18 protein-coding genes and 1 pseudogene are annotated in these 24,887 nt (G+C 32.8%); 7 read left to right on the top strand and 12 right to left on the bottom strand.

Annotation, left to right across the window (positions count from 1 at the left end; genetic code table 11):
* Positions 1-240: 240 nt before the first annotated feature.
* The 3 genes from ACERII_RS10990 to ACERII_RS10980 all read right to left on the bottom strand — a co-directional run bounded on the left by ACERII_RS10990 (position 241) and on the right by ACERII_RS10980 (position 4,875).
* A complete protein-coding gene (locus ACERII_RS10990) occupies positions 241-2,016 on the bottom strand; it encodes an ATP-binding protein (protein WP_373642325.1) in 1,776 nt (591 codons plus the stop codon).
* Positions 2,017-2,018: 2 nt separating this feature from the next.
* A complete protein-coding gene (locus ACERII_RS10985; protein WP_373642323.1) occupies positions 2,019-3,326 on the bottom strand; it encodes a hypothetical protein in 1,308 nt (435 codons plus the stop codon).
* Positions 3,327-4,395: 1,069 nt separating this feature from the next.
* On the bottom strand, positions 4,396-4,875 hold the full coding sequence (locus ACERII_RS10980) for a DUF4367 domain-containing protein (protein ID WP_373642321.1): 480 nt from the start codon (positions 4,873-4,875) through the stop codon (positions 4,396-4,398).
* 200 nt (positions 4,876-5,075) lie between these two features.
* On the opposite strand from ACERII_RS10980, the gene ACERII_RS10975 reads away from it, so the two are divergent.
* Positions 5,076-5,543: a hypothetical protein gene (locus ACERII_RS10975; RefSeq protein WP_373642319.1), complete on the top strand. Its 468-nt coding sequence runs from the start codon at positions 5,076-5,078 to the stop codon at positions 5,541-5,543.
* Between the two features lie 82 nt (positions 5,544-5,625).
* Here ACERII_RS10975 and ACERII_RS10970 read toward each other — a convergent pair.
* The 6 genes and pseudogenes from ACERII_RS10970 to pulA form a co-directional block, all read right to left on the bottom strand.
* Positions 5,626-5,763 (bottom strand): annotated as a pseudogene (locus ACERII_RS10970) (hypothetical protein); the annotation flags it as partial.
* A gap of 193 nt (positions 5,764-5,956) precedes the next feature.
* Positions 5,957-6,688 (bottom strand): DUF4367 domain-containing protein, encoded by a 732-nt coding sequence (locus ACERII_RS10965; protein ID WP_373642317.1) that lies wholly within the window; start codon positions 6,686-6,688, stop codon positions 5,957-5,959.
* Complete coding sequence (locus ACERII_RS10960; protein WP_373642315.1) at positions 6,685-7,251, bottom strand: RNA polymerase sigma factor; 567 nt, start codon at positions 7,249-7,251, stop codon at positions 6,685-6,687. Before ACERII_RS10960 ends, ACERII_RS10965 begins: the two co-directional genes overlap by 4 nt.
* 89 nt (positions 7,252-7,340) lie before the next feature.
* Positions 7,341-8,255 carry a hypothetical protein gene (locus ACERII_RS10955; protein WP_373642313.1) on the bottom strand — a complete coding sequence of 305 codons (915 nt, stop codon included), beginning with the start codon at positions 8,253-8,255 and terminating at the stop codon, positions 7,341-7,343.
* Between the two features lie 101 nt (positions 8,256-8,356).
* Entirely contained in the window at positions 8,357-8,659 is a 303-nt protein-coding gene (locus ACERII_RS10950) for a hypothetical protein (protein ID WP_373642311.1), read from the bottom strand.
* Between the two features lie 665 nt (positions 8,660-9,324).
* Positions 9,325-11,424, bottom strand: coding sequence for a type I pullulanase (gene pulA, locus ACERII_RS10945; RefSeq protein WP_373642310.1), 2,100 nt, complete (start codon positions 11,422-11,424; stop codon positions 9,325-9,327).
* Between the two features lie 453 nt (positions 11,425-11,877).
* Between pulA and glgB the strand changes: the two genes are divergently transcribed.
* The 5 genes from glgB (at position 11,878) to ACERII_RS10920 (ending at position 20,107) form a co-directional block, all read left to right on the top strand.
* On the top strand, positions 11,878-13,767 hold the full coding sequence (glgB, locus tag ACERII_RS10940; RefSeq protein WP_373642308.1) for a 1,4-alpha-glucan branching protein GlgB: 1,890 nt from the start codon (positions 11,878-11,880) through the stop codon (positions 13,765-13,767).
* Positions 13,768-13,799: 32 nt separating this feature from the next.
* Positions 13,800-14,966, top strand: coding sequence for a glucose-1-phosphate adenylyltransferase (locus ACERII_RS10935; RefSeq protein ID WP_373642306.1), 1,167 nt, complete (start codon positions 13,800-13,802; stop codon positions 14,964-14,966).
* Entirely contained in the window at positions 14,963-16,066 is a 1,104-nt protein-coding gene (glgD, locus tag ACERII_RS10930; protein ID WP_373642304.1) for a glucose-1-phosphate adenylyltransferase subunit GlgD, read from the top strand. The genes ACERII_RS10935 and glgD overlap by 4 nt, the downstream gene beginning before the upstream one ends.
* Before the next feature lie 175 nt (positions 16,067-16,241).
* Positions 16,242-17,669, top strand: a complete 1,428-nt coding sequence (gene glgA / locus ACERII_RS10925; protein WP_373642302.1) for a glycogen synthase GlgA — start codon at positions 16,242-16,244, stop codon at positions 17,667-17,669.
* Positions 17,670-17,683: 14 nt separating this feature from the next.
* Entirely contained in the window at positions 17,684-20,107 is a 2,424-nt protein-coding gene (locus ACERII_RS10920; RefSeq protein WP_373642301.1) for a glycogen/starch/alpha-glucan phosphorylase, read from the top strand.
* 72 nt (positions 20,108-20,179) lie between these two features.
* On the opposite strand, the gene ACERII_RS10915 is transcribed toward ACERII_RS10920, so the two are convergent.
* Positions 20,180-20,914 carry a hypothetical protein gene (locus ACERII_RS10915; protein ID WP_373642299.1) on the bottom strand — a complete coding sequence of 245 codons (735 nt, stop codon included), beginning with the start codon at positions 20,912-20,914 and terminating at the stop codon, positions 20,180-20,182.
* Between the two features lie 331 nt (positions 20,915-21,245).
* Here ACERII_RS10915 and ACERII_RS10910 point away from each other — a divergent pair, with 331 nt between their 5' ends.
* Entirely contained in the window at positions 21,246-22,382 is a 1,137-nt protein-coding gene (locus ACERII_RS10910) for a glycerol dehydrogenase (RefSeq protein WP_373642297.1), read from the top strand.
* A 61-nt stretch (positions 22,383-22,443) separates the two neighbouring features.
* Here the strand turns inward: ACERII_RS10910 and ACERII_RS10905 are convergent, their stop codons facing one another.
* Both ACERII_RS10905 and ACERII_RS10900 read right to left on the bottom strand, forming a co-directional pair.
* Positions 22,444-23,235, bottom strand: coding sequence for an alpha/beta hydrolase (locus ACERII_RS10905; protein ID WP_373642296.1), 792 nt, complete (start codon positions 23,233-23,235; stop codon positions 22,444-22,446).
* Positions 23,236-23,331: 96 nt separating this feature from the next.
* Positions 23,332-24,867 (bottom strand): flotillin lipid rafts scaffold protein FloT, encoded by a 1,536-nt coding sequence (locus tag ACERII_RS10900; RefSeq protein ID WP_373642294.1) that lies wholly within the window; start codon positions 24,865-24,867, stop codon positions 23,332-23,334.
* Between the last annotated feature and the right edge of the window lie 20 nt (positions 24,868-24,887).

Below are 24,887 nucleotides of genomic sequence, written 5' to 3'. Positions count from 1 at the left end.
TATACTATTCATCCCGAACCGGAGTTCCTCAATGAACTTTTCCAAATGTAACTCTAACTGCAATAGGTTCTCTATTTCTTCATTAAAATCAATACCTTTTAAGTCAGTTAGAAGACTAATAACAGATTGCCAACTATCAGCTGCATGTTTAAAGTGTGCATTTTTAAAAGTATTTACAATTGATAACACTTTTTTAATGTAGTAGATTTGCAATAAAAGTAACTGGTAAAAAAATGCTAGTTATCCATTTTCTTTTCTCCATCTCATTATTACCTCTTCAAATGATGGTGTTCTCCAACTTTCTGACCATTTTTTATAAAATTTAATACTATGTGATCTTGGTTCAGGGTTTGGTAACTCTAATTTAACAATACTCGGAATTGGAGTAGAATCGCCAACCACCAAACACTCTCCCGCACCAAGAGTAGGTAGAATCTCTGATATTGAACGAGAATTATCTGGTAGTAGATTTTTAATATAATTTTGGTCATTAACATTGGTTAGACGCAGGTTAATAAAATTATTACACTGAGAAAGAATAGTATCAGAAACTTCAGAAGGCCTTTGACTTACAACCATCAAGCTCAAACCATATTTTCTCCCCTCCTTTGCAATTCTTTCTAATGATTTCTTCGCAGCTTTAAATTCAATACCACCGGTTCTTGGAATATAGTTATGTGCCTCTTCACATACGATCATGAATGGTATATCATTAAGTTCATCCTTTTGATGTTGTAGCTTAGAATAATGAAATGCAAAATCAAAAATAAGACGAGAAATTAAGCTGATTGTAATGCTTAAAACTTCAAACGGAATACCACTCAAATCAATAATTGAAACGTTTGATTTATCTAGATATCCCATAAATTGTTTCAAAATATCTTCAAAATGTTCAGTTCTATACTTAGAATTCTCTTCTATATCTTGATTTAATAACAAAAATTCCAACCGCTTATCTGTTAATTTCGTTTCAAATCTAGACAGGAATCTATTAAATTCTCCATTAAAAGCACCATTACTAGCTTTTGTTAATTTTGAAGTATTAGAGGATGTGAATTCTAGTTTTTCATTAAAGTAAATATGGCGATTTTCAACAAGTTTTCCGCTGCTTAATTTTGGAAGGCTTGGCTCTCCTTCAATTTTATTGATTACTTCTTCATTCAAATTATATATATAATTGAAAACTTCATTAATATTAAAATAAACCGGAGAATCGTATGTAATTTTTTTAAATTCCGGATTATATTTCTCCTTATTCAAAACTACTGCTCGTTTAAATTGAGAGACTTGGTTATGGGAATTTTGTTCGTTACTTTCTATAAATAATGTTTCTAATTCTTCTGAATTCATTAACCAGTATGGAAGCTTTAATTTTTCTACATCTAAGTAATTTAAGTTAAAATCTTCATTTTCATCGATTTCAAATGCTGATTTATATTCAGAATGAATATCAAAAATTATAATATGAGAATTCTTTTTATCCGATTTATTAATGTTTTTAGCATCATTAATACCAACCACATTTTGTAAAATTTTTGCTACCGCACAGGACTTACCTGATCCAGTAGAACCAACAACTGCAACATGTTTACTAAAAAACTTATCTCCATCTAATGTAAATCTAACCTCTTCATTTTGCGCCAAGTTTCCCAAGTGGAATATTTTTGTTTTTTCATTGCTAAATATTTTATTTAAAATATTATCTTCTACTAAGAAAACTGGTTCAGTAGGTGATGGAAGCATTGAATTACCTTGAAAAAACTCTTCTCCTTTAAAAATTCCTACTGGTTGAACAGTAAGAATGAAAATATCTTCATCCTTATCTGTGGATATTTTAATATTTTGAATAACACATAATACAAAGTTATGGTTTCCTTCTTGAATTTTTAAGTATTTACCAATTTGTAATGCTGATTTAGCTTTTTCAAAAACTTTTAGTGTGTCTATCTTCACCAATATTGATTGAGGAGAACTTTCTATAACACTTCCAATTTTCATAGTAGTTTCATTGTTCATCATCAAATCTCCTTTGCCATAGATAATAAGTATTTTAATTCCCTGAAATTATTTATTTCTAAATGTTCTATATTTACGTCCGTTGTATCTAGTGAGTTAACGTCTATTTCCCCTACTATATATAAATCATCACATTTTTTATAATTGATACATTTTATTACCTCATCTGAATTACAAGAAATTCTCGCTTTAAATTCTACCCAGTTATCCTTAATAATTCTTTTAGGCTCTTTATTAAATTCTTTAAAATAAAATGTGCCCCCAATATAGCCAGTTATTATTTGTATATTTCTTGAAACAAATCTTTTATGGTATTCTGATAAGTTATTAACATCTGTTTTTAATATAAAACAAGGGGTTTCAGTATGTAATTTTATTTTTGAATTATATTTATCAAGGTAGTCCTTTACAAAAAGAATAAATTCATCATCAAAGTTATCAATTGTATCAGGGGCGATGATAAAATATCGAGATCTAGAATTTATATTTAAGGATGGTACTAATTGATTTTTTCTTACTTTTAACAATTCCTTTCTGGATAAAACTTCACTAGTCCACCTACTCATTGCAGTTTTTTTATTTCCATTCAAATAGTCTATTAATTTATTTTTACTTGATATTCTTTTTTCTGCTTCAGAAAGAATACTAAGTTCTGCGATATACTGAATACTATTGGGATAAAACAAATCTCTTACGTCTTCTAATGAAAATCCTTCTTTCATTAATAAATTCTTTGTTTCATTCATTAATTTTTCATAGGAGAGACCTATTTCAAAAACAAAGTGATCTTTCAAAAACTTATCAATGTCTACAATGGTTTCTAATTTACTAGTTTCATAGTATTTTTTTATTTTGGTTTTCTCTTCAGAGGTTTTACTAGCTTTTCCAAGTAAATCCTTAATATTCTGCTCTTTAGGTGGTTTAACTTTAGATATATATTTACTAATATAATCAAAATTGCTTGATGAAAGTATTTCTTCAATTTGGGATTTCGTAACTTCCTTTACACCTACTTGCTCATTTGGAAAATAAGCATATAAGACATATTTAATATTCAAAGAATCATTTTCTAAAAAATGTAATAGCATTTGAAGAATAGGTTTGTATATATCTGATAAATTATGACGAACTTTTGATTCGTGATATTTACATTGAATTGCATTTGTTATATTTGAATTTTTGATATCAATATCTTCTATAATTCCCTCTATTTGAATCTCATCTTGATCAGTACTACTCAAAATAGTATTTAAAGTTTTATTAAATTGATATAAAAAACCTTTTATGGTATGGTCAGCTTCTCTACTCATCATATCCTCCTATGATAATCTATTTATTAATTATTCTGCTAACTATTTTCATTTCTAAATATCACTACTTTAATTTTACACCATTTCCTGAAATTCCCGAATATTCCACATACTATTATATAATATTCACAAATCATTCAATATGAAAAATTCGTGAATATGCTCCATAGGAACTAATACAGTGTCCCAAAAGGCAAAATCTTGACTAAAACAAATTCTTAAACCTGAAAACAACGGAGAAGTTTAATCTTTCATTTTTTTGAGGGAGCCATTCACAAATTAAACTTTGTAAAACTTATCTGGGCTAACCGCAAATAATATGTGTAAATATAATTTATGATTGGCACTGCTCTGTATTTCCAGCTCCATGTAACACAAAAACATGAAAAAAGAAGCTCCCCAAAATTTTACTCAAATTTTGAGAAGCTTCTTTATGTTTATTTTATGTTATCATTTTGTTAGTAAATTGTAGGAAAACCCTTATATATCAAGGGTTTGAGCGATCATCACATCATACCGCCCCTAAGGTGAGAGTGTGTAATATCTTTAACCTGGTGTGCGTAAACTGCGGTAAATCAAGGTTTTGTTAAATTCTTACTGTAACATCTTTAACTTTATTTTACTGTTTTTCACTGGATTGCGTTAGCAAAATGTTAGCATCGATACATGAGTGACTTTAATTGATGTTTATTTAGCAATACCTTATCCCGTTGAGCTGAATATTTTTCGTTGCTTTCTCTAAAGCATTAATCGATTCTCCTATATAACTTGTAGCTAGATTTCCAATTCCTTTGTAGTCATATTGGTCGAATCAGCCATTTCCATAAAGTTTCTAGAGCATATTAATCCCATAATAAATTTTCCTCATTATTCATTATATTATTTTTTACTACTCATGACAGGGGGAATTATATGTTAAACAAAAACAATAATCACCAAAAATTTCAATGCTTATATAAAATTAATTATATTAAATTTAAAAGTAATAAATGGACATTCTTCTTTTCATTTATAAATTGCCTGTACACAAAATATCCAACCTAAAGATAAAGATAATAATATTATATAACTACTGAAAAGACTCGGCAATCTTAATTAATTCATGTTTACTTATTGAACTAGCCTCTATTCGATAATATATATTTTCATCCTGCCACTTGAGTATAATTGATTCTAATTGTTGTGAAAAAGAAGCAACATTATTATTTATCTCTACACTCTTCCAAACTATACCCTCACTCCAATTAAAATCAAGCTTAGATGCAATTAACCAGATTCCCCCTTCACGCTCTTTTAAGTTTCCGTAGAACTCTATAGCTTGATGATTACCGTTATGTATAAAAATGTTTGCTGATTTCATAGAAAAATTGCTAGGTAAATATGATGGATATTTTGTTTCAAATTCTAAATCAATTAAAGCTTGTTGTACCTCATTCTTTCCATAATTAATTTCCTCAAAATCTTTAGGTACATTGTACCTTGTGAATAATGATACAAATATAATTAATAAAATTATTAAAGTAAACATAATAAATTTATTTTTTTTCATAAATACTCCTTTCAAACAGTGAAATAGTGTCTATAATATTGACGTTTTATAGTTGCTATTAGTTCCAAATTAAATGCTAAATTCATTCACACTGGGAACCTTTTTTAATTTTTATCCGTCTAGAGAATGAAGATAAAATAATAAGCTTAGTAAGGAGGTTAGGTTAGTTTTATAAATTATAATAAAAGGAGAGGATTGTATTGTTGAAGAAATTAGTAGTGTTATTATCTGTTTTTGTTGTTTGGTTTTCTCTTGTATCTATCCCTAGTATTGGAGCGTCAGATAAAGATTCAGTTAAAATTACAATTAAAGAAAACATTAGTACAGATGGTGATGTTTTAGAGATTTTAAATATCGATAACTTCAAAAAAGGTAATTCATCAGTCTTTAAAAATCAACTTAACAACAAAGAAAAATTAGATGGTTTTATTAATTTAAATTTAACTATGGTTCCTAATGAAGAACAAAACCTTGCTAAAATCTCGGGTTCTGGAGTAGCAAAAATTTTAAATAGTACTTATCCTCTAAAGTATGAAGGTGATGTAGATATTGTTAGGTTAAATAATGGGGATAATGTATTGTCAGGTACATTAGATTTAGTATTTAACAATGGAGAATACGATGAAAAGTCTTATATATATCGTTCGATGCCTAATAGTAGATTGTAAAAATGAAGGCCTTCGTTTAGCTGTTACACTGGCTGACTGACTAGATTCAGGCATTGGCCTTCATCAAGGTAGCCGTAAGTCCTCATCGGGCATGAGCCCAACAACCAGTCAGCTCTACATTCGGCCTCCCATTTGTATCCAGCGTATCCATCGACGTGTAAATATCCATGAAAAATTGATAGAAAGTGTTGATATGCTTACTTTCCCTAGTCTGCTGATAATCAAATAAGAGGTAAAGTTAGTTGTCTGCCAGCGCCTTAAGTCCCGCATTAAGCAATGATCCCAAAAACCAGAATAATCTTGTAACCGGTGTGTAATACTAGCATCTCTAGTTCATAATTTTTACAAATAGAAATGTGGGTAATCTCTAACGATTCCATAATAATTCATCTTATAACAGTATATAACCCTTGTTACATACTTTCTGCTATTTTAATAATTTCATCTCTATTTATTTTACTTTCAATCATAAGCTGATTATTATTATTGTACCAAATTAGTATATGAGTACCGTCTTTGAACATTAGTAATTTTCCGTAATCAGTATTGATCATCACTTCAACCATTTCTGTATCTTCATTATCAAAACCTAGTGAATAACCTGATTGTTCTGGTGTATATATTTGCCTAATCTTCATTAATACATCATCTTTAAAGTAGTCTAAAAATATTATATTACTTATTTCTCCATTATTGAATTCAACCGTTACATCTTGAAGTTTAAATCCTTTAGGTAAGTAATCAGGATGTTTAATGGTAAAATTAGTCAATTGCTGAGCTTCTACAAAATCCATCTTAACAGTACTCTTATTTTCCTCAACGATTGAAATAGATGGTGGTGGTTTAATATCTACAGAATTTAGACTGCCTACTGAACCCGTTATTTGAGTAACAGTACCTTGTATTTGACTATATATATTAGAAATCCAATTAAATGAAGAAGCATTTTTAGGTGCAAAAAAAGTAAAGGAAATTATAGTTAATAAAATTCCTGCTACTATAAAGTATTTTTTACTCCGTCTATTCTTTGTATTTAGTTTCATTTGTATCTCTTTCCACTTCTCCTCTTTAGACAAGGGTGGACTTGGAGGATTATTATATAAGTCAATAAGTTTATTCAAAAACTCATCCTTATGTTTATTCAAATTATTTCCTCCTCTACTAATTCTGACTCCTCGATTACTTGTTTCATTTTTGTTTTAGCTCGATGTAGCCTAGATTTCACTGTTCCCACTTGAACACTTAAAATATTCGCTATTTCTTTATCACTTATCCCATGAATGTATTTTAAAACTAATACAGTTTGGAAATCATAAGGTAATTTTTCAAGGCAGGCTCTCACACTTTCACGTTCATAGATTTTATCTACTTCACTTTCGACATTATTTATACAGGTCATATTTTCCAAACTCTTACTATTAACGTCATCTAAGTTTACATGGTTCCTTATTTTTTCTTTTCTGAGCATATCAATTGCTGTCCTTGTAGTAATACTAATTAACCAAGAATTAACCTTCTCCTTATCTTTAAGAGTGTCATATTTTTGGAACACTTTTATAAATGTTTCCTGTAATACGTCTTGAGCAAGATAAGAATCTTGTGTAATAAAATATGCTGTTTTGTATACTTTATTATAGTAGATGTCATACAGTAATTCCTGTTTATTGTGGTCTAGTTTTTTGACTTTTGAAAATAACTTTTTTATCATTTTTTCCCCTCCCACTGTGTTTGAAATAATGTACATATTAGCTTTGTGAGCCCGCTCCTGTTTTAGCTTTTCACATAAGACATTTCCAACTAATTAGCCTTCTTCAACTTATACAATGCTGTAATTTCACCTGCTTCATCATACTCTACTTGAAGGTCAATTGGTTTATTTAAATCAGAATTTTTTCCTTGTTTGAGTTGGATTAGTTGTTCTTCCATGTCTATGATATTCTTGGCGATTGTTTTGTTGAGGTAGGTAATCTTTTTTTCTAATCTTTTTTTACGTTCTTTAACTGTACTTTCAAATCTAAATTTTCCATCTAGCTTTATTTGTTTTTCTTTTGTAATTCTATTAAATTCGTCAAAATGATTGATTGTTTTCTTATAATCACTTTCAATATCAGCAAGCCTTAATAGACTTACTTCATCAGTTCCTTCTATATAGGTTCTCATATTCAAACAAATGGCCATCAATTCTAAGTTTCCAAAGCAAAGGGATAGGTCTTTTTCAGTGGTAGCTATAGTGTCAATCTCTGTTACAACACTATCTAAATCATATTTAATCACTTCCTTAACATCCCTTAAGTTATTAATGGTAGTCGGTTGCTCTATAAAAATAGATTGTAGCTCTTGATAACAAATTAAATAAATATCCTCAATTTTGGCAAAGTATGCATGGTTATTTGTAATATCACCTTTTTGTATTTCTAGTAGTATAGACTTTAAATATCGAACAGCACCTTGAATTCTTCCAAGTTTATCATTTCTGTTATACCTCAACAGTGTGTTAACCTTATCATCTATAACATTTAACTTTTGGTTGATATTTTCTAAGTGTTCTTGTGCCGAAATAATAGTCATTACTCCAAGAGCAACATTTGCTAATTGCGCAGGATTAAGTTTTTTCACATTCTTTATCCCTATTGATCCATGACCTCGAATTTTATTTTTTGAATCAACTACCATTGCTCTAAATTCATTTGCTGCTCCATTTGTTTTCATCAATGTTAATTCGCCAGAATTCACTTTATCAAGAATTTCTTTGCTAAACTTTATAATGACCTTTTTATCCGTTTTTACAATATCCGTAGCTGTTGGGGCTAGTTTTACGAGATTATTAATACTACCTTCAAATCCCTATTTAAAGGCACTCTTTGTGGTCGTTCATATTCCCTTATATCAAAACTAGCTGAAGACTTTACTTCCCAAGGTAGTTCCATAGGAACATCAGTGAGAACATTTTCTTCCTCAAGACATTCGTTTTTACTTTTAAAATTTGGCTTCTCTAAACTTTCTTGGTTTGAAGTTCTACTATAGCTTTTAAATATTAATATTATTTTAATAGTTATAAAAACGGCTACCATTGATCCTATTATAAAAAGAGTAATATTTATAAAATTCTCCGGCATATTTACCACAACCCCTTTTGATTAATTTTTCAGGACATCTTTTTTCGGAAATTTCAAAATACACTACTTGAATATTTTACCATACAAATAGTTATTTTATTAAAAAAGTGATGAGGAATCTAATTGCTAACAATCTTCACCACCTGTGACATAAGAAATGAAAAATAGCTTCCCATAAGTTTTATCAACTTATGAGAAGCCTTCATTCATCATATCTCAAGCACAATGTTAGCATTTTGTTACATGATTTCTCAAAAACCTCTGTATACCAAGTGTTTGAGCAATTATCCCATCATGCCGCCCCTAATGCCAGCATAAAACCCAAATTATTTGAGGGTAGACATCCATGAAAGTGAAGATTTTCACCATGACGGATGAAAATATGTTATGAGTATAGTTAGTCTTCTTTACTTTATATGGAATGAGCGTAAGTCCACGAACTCCAGTGGGATGCAGAGCAGAGGCGAGACTTCGGAGCGATGAAGGAGTGTAGAAGGCTCGGCAGCTCCACTAGGAAAGCGAATGGGCTGAAACGAATGGAATACAGATCAACAAAGTTGTTAAAACTAGAAAGTTTAAGTCAGCTTGATAATGCGTATTTTCATGGTAGACAATAAAAAAAATGGAGCAAAAGGATATCCTCCCTTTTACTCCACTCGCCCTTATTATCTCCTCATTTTTTTCAACACAATCAGTTCATAAGGCTCTACAAATGCATATTCACCAACAATTTCACTCTCTGTTCTGTTTCGATCATTTGTTGCACACACTTCCCAATTCCCTGGTGAAGGAAGGTGAACTTCAAACCTTTTTTTAGTTGGGTTTACATATATGGTGAAATCCTCTTTGTTTCCAAAGAGAGTCCAACCACAAAGCGGTGCTGGCGTTTGTAAAATATGAAGTCTTCTTCTGATTTCATTTTTTGTTTTCAGACGAAAAACATCATGCTCTTTTCTAATGCTAATCAGTTTTCTAACAAAAGAAATATTACTATCTTCCTTTTCTCTTACTAACCAATCTAATTGATTTATATCATCTCCAGATATATAGCTATTGCCATCACCTTTCTTCGTACGAAACCATTCTTGACCAGCATGAAGAAAAGGCACACCTTGACTTAATAATGTTATCCCCGTTGCTAATTGATGCATTCGTTTCCGGTCTTCTCCATCTTCTTGCTCATTAGATACAGCGAGCTTATCCCAAAGGGTATGATTATCATGACATTCAACATAATTGACAACTTGATCCATGTCAGACACTATTGGAGTTCCATACTCTTCTAAAGTACATCCTGATACAAGATGAGGAAGACGCTCAATAAATCTTCCTTTTCCATTAACAAAGCCTAAGCTGTGCAAATCAAATAAATCACCCTTTATTGTATCTCGGAAAAAGTCATTAAAGAATCGAATTCCTTCTAGGCGATGTGATTGGAAGGATGTAGCTTTTCGTTCAGATGCTAATGCAGTAGGTAATTCCCAGCCTTCTCCCAGTAACATAATAGGAGAATCCTCCTTCAAACATCTATCTCTTATTTTATTCATAGTGTCTACATCTATTGCTCCCATTAAATCAAATCGAAACCCATCTACCTTAAATTCCGTAAGCCAATAATCAATCGTATCTAAAATAAACTTACGTACCATCACTCTTTCTGATGCAATATCATTTCCTACTCCCGTTCCATTACTTAGTTGTCCATCTAAATGATAACGAAAGTAATAACCAGGCACGATTTTTTCAAATGAAGATTCCTCTATTTTATATACATGGTTATATACGACATCTAAAATAACCGCTAAACCTTCTTTATGAAGAGTTTGTATCATCTGCTTCAATTCAATTATTCTAGCCATTGGATCTTCAGGTCTTAATGAATAACTTCCTTCTGGTACTTGAAAAAACAATGGGTCGTATCCCCAATTATAAAATCCATTCGGATTCAATTCGTCCACTCTAGCAAAATCATTCACCGGTAAAAATTGAATATGTGTACAGCCCAATTCTTTTAAATAGGAAAGAGCAGTCGAGTATCCTCTTGATGTAGTCGTATTGTTTTCTGTTAACCCTAAATACTTCCCTTTATTAGTAACACCTGATTCATTACTTATTGTTGCATCACGAACATGTACTTCATATATGATTGCATCCTGAAGATGTCCTGAGAAAGGTCTTTCCACACCCTCGAGTTTCTTTGACTTGTTTAAATTAACTACAATACCTTTCTCACTATTAGGAAGCAGTGCCTTACAATATGGATCCACCACTTTTTCTCGTTTACCACCAACATCAATTTCAAATTCATACTCCATTCCATGACAATCACCTTCTACCCTTGCTTTCCAAACCCCTTTTTCTGTACGAAACATAAAAATTTTTTTATTATTTAACAATAGTGTCACGTCAAATGCTGTCGGAGCCCAAATAGCAAAGTCAGTTCCTTGTTCATTACAGCTTGCACCTAGAACCTCATCCAAGCAAGTATACTTCTCTTCAAAGGCTGTGGTGCGCACGACATCCCTTGCATAAACAGGTATGCCCCGATCACCTATGTCTAATTTGGCTTCTTTCCCTAAAGGAATCTCCTGTGAAAAAGACATTAAAACAGTGTTTTCATTAACTTTTTCCATTTTGTCTGGGAATAATCTTAATTCATTACACTCTATATAAATGTCATCTTCCTTTCTATATAAATAAGATAAATCTTCTACATTCACTGTTAATAATGAAACATCATCAATCCAAGCAATTTCATTTTTCACAAAAGCACTCCTTTAATAAATGAAATATAATACCAATTATTTACATGTTTTAGACTTGAAATACTATTAGAGGAAAATGAAAACGCTTTTACAACCTAACTATCAGTCGTTTTTTTATCGTATATATACCATATCAAATTTGTATATATATACAATATTATCTTTCAATAATTTATTCGACAACGACTTACAAAAAATTCATTTATATACATTAAATTGTAATATTTTATTTATATATTCTTAAAGGAACTTTCATTATAATGTAGAAATATATTGCATACACACTATGGAACTCCCCACTTTTCCAACTCACTTCATAGGCAATTTTTTTCTTACACGTGGTAGCATTCAAAGAAAAAGATATCTTCAACATAATACTACTTTATTCTGTTCTTAGTATAAATAATCATCACTTACTTCTAATGAATTTTACTCATGAAAGGAGTCACATTCATGTTCAATGTTTCAGAACAGGATATTTACTTATTCCACCAAGGTACAAACTTTCACAGTCATTATATGCTAGGGTGTCACTTAATTGATTGGCAAAATAAAAATGGATATAGGTTTGGGGTTTGGGCTCCAAATGCAAAAGAAGTCAAAGTTGTTGGTGATTTTAACAATTGGGATGGTACGAACTTTCGTTTACATAGAATAAACGATCAAGGCTTGTGGTTCGGATTTTTTGAGTCTATTCCAGGTAATACTCCATATAAGTATGAAATAACCCATGAAAGTGGAAGATCTGTTCTTAAATCAGACCCTTATGCCTTCATGTCTGAGGTGAGACCTGCAACAGCTTCCATTGTTCCTATTCCTTCCACTTATAAATGGACCGACTCCGCTTGGAGAAAACAATTAAAAACATATCATTCCTATTCATCTCCACTCTCCATATATGAGGTTCACTTAGGTTCTTGGAAATTATATGAGAATGGAGATTTATACACATACCGTCAATTAGCTGAAGAACTTGTGCCATATGTAAAAGAATTGGGATACACCCATATAGAGGTATTGCCTTTAGCCGAGCATCCATTTGATTTATCATGGGGATATCAAATTACTGGCTATTTTTCGGTAACAAGTAGATTTGGCACTCCTGATGATTTTAAGTATTTTGTTGATACATGCCACCTCAATAATATAGGAATTATTATGGATTTTGTTCCAGGCCATTTCTGTAAAGATGAGCACGGTTTACGGCAATTTGATGGATCCCCTATATATGAGTACTCTGATCCAAATAAAGCAGAAAAGAAATCATGGGGGACACTCACTTTTGATTTTGGCAGACCAGAAGTTCAAAGCTTTCTTATTTCAAATGCAATATTTTGGCTAGAGGAGTATCATATCGATGGTTTCAGAGTAGATGCAGTAGCTAGTATGTTATTTCTAAACTTTGATAAGGGCGATGAGGAAGAAAGGATTTTCAACAATTTTGGTGGAGAAGAAAATCTTGAAGCTTATGCCTTTATTCGAAAATTAAATGAAACTGTATTTAAACATGAACCAAATATTTTAATGATGGCTGAAGATAGCTCAGACCTACCTTTAGTTACAGCCCCCACATACACTGGCGGGTTAGGTTTCAATTATAAGTGGAATATGGGCTGGATGAATGACATGCTCCAATATATGAAATATGACCCTGTTCATCGAAAGTGGCACCACAATTTATTAACTTTTTCATTCATGTATACACATTCTGAAAACTTTGTTCTACCTCTCTCTCATGATGAAGTAGTTCATGGTAAAAAGTCCTTGTTAGATAAGATGCCAGGGGATCAATGGCAGAAATTTGCACAATTACGTCTGTTATACGGATATCAAATGGCCCATCCTGGAAAGAAACTATTATTTATGGGAGGGGAATTAGCGTTATATTCTGAATGGAAAGATAAAGAACAACTAGATTGGCACTTACTAGATTATCCTCTTCATCAAGCTAATTTCCAATATGTAAAAAAATTGAATCACTTCTACTTACAAAACAAGGCTCTTTATGAATTAGATCATGACCATCACGGATTTGAATGGGTTGATCCACACAATATTGATCAGAGCATCATCGCATTTCGTAGAAAAGGAAAAAAGAAAGAAGACGAACTAATTATTATTTGTAATTTTACCCCTAATGTTTATTACGACTATAAAATTGGGGTTCCAGTGCCAGGTACGTACAAGGAAGTATTTAACTCAGATAATGTGGAGTTTGGTGGATCTAACCAAATTAATGAAGGAAAACATTTTAGTTTCCCTAAAAAGTGGCATGGATTACCTCAACATATAAAAATCAAAGTACCACCAATCGCTATTTCTATTTTTAAGAAAGTTGATTAATTTGACTGGGCAGGGTCAAGAAGGGGGATAACATGAAAAAAGAATGTGTAGGAATGCTATTAGCCGGTGGGGAAGGCAAACGACTAGGAGCCTTAACAAAAAATTTAGCTAAACCAGCTGTGTATTTCGGGGGAAAGTATCGGATTATTGACTTCACACTTAGTAATTGTACCAATTCTGGTATTCATACTGTCGGGGTATTAACACAATACTCCCCGTTACTATTAAACAAACATATCGGAATTGGTAAACCGTGGGATTTAGATAGGCAAAAAGATGGTGTTGCTATTCTTTCCCCTTATACTGCGAAAGAAGGAGGTAATTGGTATTCAGGGACAGCTGATGCTATTTACCAAAATATACATTATATAGATCAGTATAACCCGGAATATGTTCTTGTAATCTCAGGAGATCACATCTATCAAATGAATTATAATACACTACTTCAGCATCATAAGGATAGTGAGGCAGATGCGACCATTTCTGTAATGGAAGTTCCATTAGAAGAGGCTTCTCGCTTTGGAATATTGAATACAACTGATGATCTAAGAATCTATGAATTCGAAGAAAAACCCCCTCAACCTAAAAGCAATCTAGCTTCTATGGGTATTTATATCTTTACATGGTCCGTTCTGAAGTCATATTTATTAGCAGATGCAAAATTAAAAGATTCAAGTCACGACTTTGGAAAAGATATTATACCTGCTATGCTACAAAATGACCTCCGGTTATATGCATACCGTTTTGATGGTTATTGGAAAGATGTTGGAACAGTTCAAAGCTATTGGGAAGCAAACATGGACCTATTAGAAGAAGATCTTTCCATGTCATTAAATAATAAAAACTGGCGCACATATACACATGATTCTAATTTTCCACCACAATTTATTGGTGAATCTGCATCCATAAAGAACTCTCTCATCAATTCAGGATGTTGGGTTTGTGGAAATATAGATCATTCTATCTTATTCGAAAATGTAACAGTGTACGAAGGTAGTTCTGTTAAACAATCCATTCTACACCCTGGAGTAAAAGTGCAGGAAAATTGTAACTTGGATCGTGTCATTGTTATGGAAAACACAGTAATCCCTGCTAATACAAAAATCATAACGGACATAAATGAGGAACCATTAGTTCTTGATCAAGAGATAATGGAAACACTTGTCTCACAACAACATTTAAAGGGGGTTTCAAAATGAATCTAATGGGTCTTATCAACATCGATCATGAACATGATTTTTTAAATGAACTTACGTACTTCCGTTGCGGTGCTGCTGTACCTTTTGCCGGACGTTATCGGTTAATCGACTTCACATTATCTAATATGGTGAAATCAAATGTTCAAGACGTTGCTATTTTTACAAGACGTAAATTTCGATCCTTGATGGACCATCTAGGCACTGGTGCAAACTGGGATTTGGATAAAAGAAACGGTGGTTTATTCATCCTTCCCCCAGATTTTAATGATCCAACTGATATATCAAAGGGAGACTTACAATACTTTCATAATAACAGAGATTATTTTTTACGTGGCAGAGCCAGTCATGTATTGATAAGTGGGAGTCAATTTATTTCTAATAGTGACTATCAAGAAGCATTCAAACAGCATTTAAATAGTAAGGCTGATGTTACATTAATTACTACTCGTATTCCAGAATTGGAACAAGAACACAACTCTTGTTTAAGAGTAACATCCAACGAAGAAGGTTGGGTAACAGATATTACAAATGATAAAGCAAACCACCAGTTGTTTACTGGGATTTACATTTTAAGTAAAGATCTCTTATTAGATCTAGTAGACGATTGTATTGCCCATCATAAAGATAACTTCTTCCTTCATGGAATTAAGGATAATTTGCCAAAAATAAAAGTCCAAACTTATAAACATAAAGGTTATGGTGCTTTTGTTAACTCCGTTGAAAGCTTTTTTCGACATAATATGAATCTCTTAAGTATAGATACGTATAAATCACTTTTTTACAAAGAATCGTTTATTCAAACAAAAAATAGTAATGAACCACCAACAAAATACCAACAGCAGTCAAATGTAAAGGGCTCTTTAATTGCTAATGGTTGTGTTATCAATGGACACATTGAAAATAGTGTCTTGTTTCGCGGTGTAACAGTAAAAGAAGGCGCAAGAGTTAAAAATTCTATTATTATGCAACGTTGTACAATAGAATCAGGAGTTTCTCTTGAGAATGTCATTTTAGACAAAGACGTTTTTATAACCTCAGGTCAAACATTCATAGGTTCCAAAGAAAAACCATATGTCGTAGCAAAGAGAAAGATAATGTAGAGAATATTTCTCATGCGCCATTCCTAATCTATATTTCAAGAATGAAAAGCACTGTTAGCAATTGTTAATAATAACTAACTTTGAGATCACACAAACAATCCTTTTGGCTTAAATGTCAAAATTAAATAATAACTAAACTACGGTTCAAAGGAAATGAAAGGAGAAGAGATCTTATATGAAAAACGTGTTATTTGTTGCTTCGGAATGTACACCTTTTATAAAAACTGGAGGACTTGCTGATGTAATAGGGTCTCTTCCACAAGCATTAATAAAACATGAAAAAATGGAAGTAAGAGTCATTCTACCTCTATACGATGAAATACCTAGTAAGTGGCGAGATCAAATGACGTATCAAACGTCTTTCCATGTTCCATTAGGATGGAGAAATCAAGAAGCTAGCTTATATACACTAGAGCATAATAACGTGTTTTATTACTTTATTTCCAATGATTACTATTTTACTAGAAAAGGAGTGTATGGGTATTACGATGATGGAGAAAGATTTGTGTTCTTTAGTAGAGCAGTAATGGAAGCTTTACAACACTTAGACTTCACTCCTGAAATACTTCATGCACATGACTGGCAAGCTGGAATGGCTGTGGCTCTAGCAAAGATCATTCAACCGATTCCTAATTTACAAACTGTCTTCACTATACACAATATTAAATATCAAGGACTTATGCCCCACGATATGTTCGACGAGTTTTTCAGCCTTCCACGAGAGCATTTTGCAGGATTTGAATGGAATGGAATGTTAAATTGTATGAAAAGTGGGTTATTCCATGCAGATAAAATAACAACCGTAAGTCCTACTTATGCCGAGGAAATTAAAGACCCTTACTATAGCGAAGGTCTACATCCAATACTTTTAGAAAGATCCGACGACGTTCTTGGTGTTCTGAATGGAATTGACACAGACGATTATAATCCGTTAAAAGATAGCTATATTGAAGTAAATTATCGACATTCGAGAATAAAGAAAAAAGAAAACAAAGTGCTTTTACAGGAAAAATTAGGTCTTGCAATTGACCCAGAAAAGCCTTTATTTATTATGATTACACGTCTTGTAGAACAAAAAGGATTGCATCTTCTTCAGTGTATTTTAGAAGAACTATTACACCAAGAGGATATTCAGATCGCAATTCTTGGAACTGGTGATCAAGAATTCGAAGGCTATTTATCTCACATAGCTTACCACTATCCAGATAAATTCGCTCTACGTTTAATGTTTGACGAAGGTCTTGCTAGACAAATGTATGCAAGTGCAGATTTCTTTTTAATGCCATCCCAGTTTGAGCCTTGTGGATTAGCTCAACTAATATCTTTGCAATACAAAACAGTACCGATTGTTAGAGAAACTGGTGGATTAAAAGATACTATTACACCATTTAATAAAGAAACTAGCAAAGGAAATGGCTTTAGTTTTTCCAACTATAATGCACACGATTTATTAAATGTTATACGTTATGCCCTTTCTGTCTATTATGATAATGATAATTGGAATCAACTTTCAAAAAATATTAACAAAAGTCAATTTAGTTGGAAAGAATCTGCACATGAATACGTAAGTGTATATAGAGCATTATCTGAAGTTAAAGTATAGGAGTGATTTACGGAATGTCAAAGATTACTGCCGAAGAACTTGTGGAAAGCATCACAAATAAAATGAAAACAGAACGTGGAAAAGATTTGAAAGATGCATCAGACAAGGATTTATATTACGTAATCACTTCTATTGTAAATGACGAACTAAAGCCTCATTGGTTAGAAACAGAAAAAAATTATAAGAAGAGAAATGTAAGGCAAGTTTATTATCTATCAATGGAGTTTTTAGTAGGAAGATTAGCAGAAAGTAATCTGCTAAATTTCGGTTTACTAAATACGACTAACGAAGCTCTTGAACGACTTGGATTTGATCCTGAGAAGGTCTATGCAGAAGAGCATGATGCTGGTCTTGGTAATGGTGGTTTAGGGAGACTTGCTGCTTGTTTCCTTGATTCATTAGCATCCTTACGATACCCTGGGCATGGATGTGGAATCAGATATCGTTACGGATTGTTTGAACAAAGAATCATCCATGGAAATCAGATAGAATTGCCTGATTATTGGTTAAAAGAAGAATATCCTTGGGAAACAAGAAAAGCGGACGAAGCTATAAAAATCCATTTCGGTGGTCAAGTTCATATGTTCAAAAAGAATGACGGAAGTTTGGAATTTAAATATGAAAATACAGACCAAGTAATGGCTGTTCCATACGATATTCCCATTGTTGGATTTGAAAATCAGGTAGTGAATAGTCTTCGTCTTTGGAGCGCGGAATTAGCAACAAGTGATGAAGATGTAGCACACACAACACAGTATTATCACCATCTTGATCATAACCATTCTATTGAACAAATATCTGGTTTTTTATATCCAGATGATTCAAGTCATGAAGGAAAAGAACTGAGATTAAAGCAACAGTATTTCCTTGTTTCCGCTAGCATACAAAATATTATTAAGAAGTATAAGGAAACAAATCGAAAGTCTCTAAATCATTTACCAGATAAAGTTGTTATTCAAATTAATGATACACATCCTAGTTTAGCAATTCCGGAACTTATGAGAATCCTTATGGATGAAGAGCATTATGGCTGGGAAGATGCATGGAAAATCACAACGAAAGTTATTGCATATACAAATCACACGACATTAAGTGAAGCACTGGAAAAGTGGCCAACAGCGATGATTCAAAGCCTACTTCCACGCTTACACATGATCATCGACGAAATTAATGAACGTTTTTGTAAAGAAATTTGGTTGGAGTATCCTGAATTGCGGAACAAGATTCATGAATTAGCAATTATTGCTGACAATCAAGTTCATATGGCAAGGTTAGCGATTGTAGGTAGCTTTAGCGTTAATGGTGTAGCGCGAATTCATACTGAGATATTGAAGAAAAAGGAAATGAAAGATTTTTATCATCTTTTTCCTAATAAATTTAATAACAAAACAAATGGTATCACACATCGCCGTTGGCTTTTACAAGTAAACCCTAAATTGTCAGATGTTATTACGGATGTAATTGGACCACAATGGATTTCACGACCGAATCAACTTATTAGTCTACTTCGTTACTCAAAAGACAGACCCTTTTTAGAAAAAATTGACAAAGTTAAGCATGAAAATAAACAAGCACTAGCTAAGTTTATTCTTGACCGAACTGGAATAAAAGTGGATGATAAGTCCATTTTTGATGTTCAAATAAAAAGACTTCATGAATATAAACGTCAGTTATTAAATATTTTCCATGTTATTTATTTATACAATGAATTAAAGGATAATCCAAACCAGGACATTACACCACGAACATTTATTTTTGGAGCAAAAGCAGCACCAAGTTACCACTTAGCAAAAGAAGTTATTAAGTTAATAAACAAGGTAGCTTCTATTGTGAATCACGATCCAGACATTAAAGATAAACTCAAGGTTGTGTTTCTTGAGAATTATAACGTTAGCCTCGCTGAAAAAATTATTCCAGCAGCTGATATCAGTGAGCAAATTTCTACTGCAAGTAAAGAAGCATCTGGCACAGGCAATATGAAGATGATGATGAATGGTGCCATCACCCTCGGTACGTTAGATGGTGCTAACATTGAAATTAGAGATTTAGTTGGAGATAATAATATTTTTATTTTCGGCTTAACTGCGGATGAAGTGTTAGAGTACTATCATAATGGTGGATATGTGGCTCGAGATATCTATAATACAGATGACAGAGTTCGTCGTATTCTAGATCAATTAAATGAGGGTTGGTTCGGTACACATGATATTGAATTTAAGGATATTTTCTATCATATCCTGTACCATAATGATCCTTATTTCGTATTAAAGGACTTTGACCCCTATATTGTCTCTCATGAATTAGTGGAACAGTCTTATCGCGATAAGTTTACATGGTTGAATATGAGTGTAGCTAATATTGCTCATTCCGGAAAGTTTTCTAGTGACCGGACGATTCAGGAGTATGCCTCATCTATATGGAATCTAAATAAAGTCTAAAGTAACATTATGCGCCAATTCTTTTGCCAGGAAGGTATTTTTCCAGACATAAGAATTGGTGCAAAACTATATTTATTCGTTTTCAACCCTAGTCCTTTGATCATTTAAGAAAATGCTATATAAGTACAAAAGATTTTTTATTGGGTAGTTTTCTTGCTTATTTCTCTTTTCATCATCCTCTTGTAGCACGTTAGGGATCATTTTTAAGTTATTACTGTTTGTTCGATCAGATAATTCATTTTTATCCGTAATAGTATATACAATCCCATTCTCAAATTTTCCCATTATCATTCTTTCATACTTAATTAGCCTCTGTAATTCTTCTCTTAGAAATAGTCTAGTTATTGTATTAATTGTGTCTTCATATTTCCTCTTTATTTTTAAACTTAAAGGGTCGAAATAATCCACAATTACTTTTGCATTTCCCCAATCAATATCATGAAGATTAAACATTAAACTGTAATGAATATGTACTACATTATAATCCTTACTTTCTAAACATTTCTCAATTATTCCTTTTAATTCCTCAGAATAATTTTTCATAATTTGAAATGGGATATCCTTTACTAAATATTGCAACATTAATTTATAGCTTTTGTTCATTTTTTTTATTTCAATATCCGACGAATTGAAGGATTGTTCTATTATATTAGAACTAGGAGATAAATAATAAAAATTATCATTCAAAAATATACAGTCTACTTTTACCCCTTCAGTTACAAAATTGTAAATTTGATTATAGGATTTTTTTTGTTCTTCATCACCTTTTTTATAAGGTGTTTTAGGTGTTATATATAAAACTTCCATTTTTTCTCCCCTTCCACGTCAGTTGTTCTAAATAACGAATATAAAAATAGTATAATTAGTAATATACATATTGTAAAACGTTATAAGTCATTTAATTAGACGTTTTTCATAGGGAAACAACCTTATATCGACAAATATCTTTCATTTACTCCTTTTATCGTTTCATATAAAGAACGGAATGGTTGTTACTATTCCTTTAGGATCATATTAAGACAAGTTTCATGAATTCTATATAAATTTCTATTTTTTGACATATATTAGTGCTTTTAAGAAAGTAATAATATTCTATAATGTATCTTGAAATACCACTTTATGTTAGGAGATGATTTACTTGACTGAGCGTATATTTATTAGTCCGAGTAAGTATATACAAGGAAAAGATGTACTTGAGCATGCATGTTCGTTTTTGCAAGAGCTTGGAAGTCACGCATTAATAATAGCTGATGAATTTGTTTGGGAAATTGCTGCAAAGAAGGTATCTAACAGCTTAGAATCAGCACATATTTCCGTCACAAAGATTATTTTTAATGGTGAATCGTCTTATAACGAAATAAAAAGAATTACTACTATTGGAAAAAATGAGAATGTTGATATAGTTATCGGTGTTGGTGGAGGAAAAACGATGGATGCCTCAAAAGCTGTAGCTGATAACTTGGCGGCACTCTCCGTAATAGCTCCGACGGTCGCATCCACAGATTCACCTACTAGTGCATTGTCCGTAATCTATACAGATGAAGGAGTATTTCAAGAATACAAGTTTTATAAGAAAAATCCTGATCTAGTTTTGGTAGATAGTAGGGTAATTGCTAATGCTCCGGCACGTTTCTTAGCATCTGGAATTGCTGATGCTATGGCAACTTGGGTAGAGGTTCAAGCCACAATCCAATCAAATGCCAAAAACATGGCTGGGGGATATACAACCATTGCAGCAGAAGTAATAGCAAAAAAATGTGAAGAAGTGTTATTTACCTTTGGCGTACAAGCATTCGAATCAGTAAAGCGAAGCATTGTAACACCTGCCCTTGAATCCGTTATTGAAGCTAATACATTATTAAGTGGTCTAGGATTTGAAAGTGGAGGTTTAGCTGCTGCACATGCCATCCATAATGGGTTTACAGCCATCGATGGAGATATTCATCATCTAACACATGGGGAAAAAGTCGCATATGGGACATTAACTCAATTAGTACTTGAAAACCGCTCTCTAGAAGAAATAGAAAAGTTTATTGAATTTTACCAGCAATTACAATTGCCAGTTACATTGGAGGAAATAAAATTACAAGATGCCACTTTGGAAGAACTATATTTAATTGGATATGCTGCTACAAAAGATGGTGAAACGATTCATAATTTACCTTTTTCTGTCAGTGCAGATGATGTGGTTGAAGCTATTATTGCTGTTGATCAATATTCAAAAGCTTACCACAGAAGAAAAAGAGGTGATATAACAGAAGTCGTTGTTCATTAAACTCTAATAAATTTATCAGGAGTGTGAGAAAGGTTTTCCTTTTTCACACTCCTGGTTTGATTTATACAAATTTATTTTGTTTTAACCATGAAGTACAAGTGTTTGTCCACGAATGAACATGATCATCTTCTAAAGCAAGACCTAAACCATGTCTCCCCTCTTCATAAACATGCAAGTCAAACAGAACATTATTTTTTCGAAGAGCTAAAGCAAATAATAAGCTGTTCTCCACTGGTACGGAAGCATCGTTTGATGTATGCCATAAAAATGTTGGTGGTGTTTCAGGAGTAACATTTTCTTCAAGTGATAACTCATGAATCTGAGTAGAATTTGGGTTTTCTCCTAATAAGTTACTCCGTGAACCAGCATGCCCAAACCCTTCTTTCAACGTTATGACAGGATAACATAGGACCGACAAATTTGTCCTACAAGATTGTTGCTCGATTGGATCTTCTGACATTTGGTTCCCATAATCGAACTTCGTGCTAGCTGTTGCAGCAACATGGCCCCCCGCCGAAAAACCTAGTATACCTATCTTCATGGGATCTATTCCATACTCTTTTTCCTTATAACGTACCGTTCTAATTGCTCTTTGTGCATCAAGTAAAGCACACGGATATTGGTAGGGTGCAACTCTATATCGTAAAACAAAAGCTGATATCCCAATAGAATTTAGCCATTTTGCGATTGGCTCTCCTTCATGGTTTGCCCTTCTTGCATATCCACCACCAGGACATACAATGACAACGGAATTGTTTTCTCCATCCAACAAATAAGGAATTAACGCAGGTATATCCTCTTCCGTACTGCCTTTTGCATAGGGTGCATCATCATGCCATAACGGAATTTCCATAATAACTACTTCCTTTCATTAGAAAACTATCATTGTATTATTCTATAAAAACGAAAAAGCACCTCTATTTTTTAGAAGTGCTTTTCCATATAATGATTATTTGTCTTCTTTATTTTCAACTGAAGTTGAAGAAGTTAGCTCTTTCTTAAGTTCTTCAATATTTAATTTCTCATTTCCTTTTCCTGCAAAGTTCTCAATTAAATCTTTTACATCGATACCTGATGATGCTTTTAACGATTCTTGTAACGTAGACATCAAGTTCGTAGCATAACCTGTAACTTTGTTAGCACCACCATTTGGACCACTAGACCCTGTATCAACAACTGTAATTTTCTCAATGTTAGATAATGGAGCAGCCACTTCTTTTGCATAAGAAGGAAGCATTTGAAGGATCATATCGAGAATTGCTGCTTGGCCATACTTCTCGTATGCTTCTGCAATTTTCGCTTTTGCCTCTGCTTCGGCAAGCCCTTTAAGACGAATAACCTCTGCTTCTGTTTCCCCTTTTGCTCGTGCTGCTTCTGCTGCTGCAAGACCGTCAATACGAACTTTTTCTGCTTCCGCCTTAGCCATTGCTTCCACATTATATTGCTTGGCATCTGCTTCCGCCATTTGTTTTCTTTTCTCCGCTTCTGCAGCTTGCTCAACAGAGTAACGATCCGCATCTGCTTTTTTCTTTACTTCTGAATCATACTGCTTTTCTCTTCTTAAAATCTCTTTTTCTTCTAACTCAATTTGCTTTTGACGCTCAATGATCTGAATTTGCATTTGTTGCTCTGTTACTTCTTGCTTCGAGCGCGCTTCCTCTAAGTGATACGCTTGGTCAGCGCGAGCTCGAGCAACATCTTGCTCTCTTCGATATTCTGCAGTTTTTAATTGATTTACTTTTTCCGCTTCCGCAACCTCAGTAGCGCGTTCTAACTCAGCACGCTGTGCATCCTTTGAAGCTTCAGCACGCTTAATACGCGTTTCTTTGTCTGCTTCCGCTGTTGCAATATCTGCATCTCGCTTTACTTGTGCAATTCTCGGTTTACCAAGAGAATCTAGATATCCATTTTTATCTCTTACATCTTTAATTGTGAATGATACGATTACAAGACCCATCTTCGCTAAGTCTTGAGAAGCTACACGTTGTACCTCTTGTGAGAACTTCTCACGATTTTTATAAATTTCTTCTACTGTTAATGATCCTAAGATAGAACGAAGGTGTCCTTCTAATACTTCTTTCGCTTCGTTTTCACGGTCCTGCTTTGTTTTCCCTAAAAACTGCTCTGCAGCAGTTGCAATCTCACCAATGGATCCACCGATTTTGATAATCGCAGTTCCATCTGCCATAACTGGTACACCTTGCTCCGTATAAACTTCCGGAGTAGATACATCAATCTTACTTGAAAGTAAACTTAATTTCTCTGATTGTTGGAAAACTGGTAAAACGAATGTACCTCCACCACGAACAATCTTAATGCGGTTTCCTGATTCATCTGTGTTTACATTTTTTCCACCTAAGTAACTTCCTGTTACGATAAGTGCCTCATCAGGTCCTGCAGTACGGTATTTAGTAACAAAAACACCAAGTAGTGCAAGGATTAAAACAACGACAATTCCAATAATAATAAATGTTAACTCTGGCATGTTTTTCTTATCCTCCCTTT

It is taken from the genome of Evansella sp. AB-rgal1, assembly GCF_041820985.1.
Classification (GTDB): domain Bacteria; phylum Bacillota; class Bacilli; order Bacillales; family Salisediminibacteriaceae; genus Evansella.
Note: the sequence above shows the minus strand (reverse complement) of the source record. Positions and strands in the feature narration are given on the sequence as shown.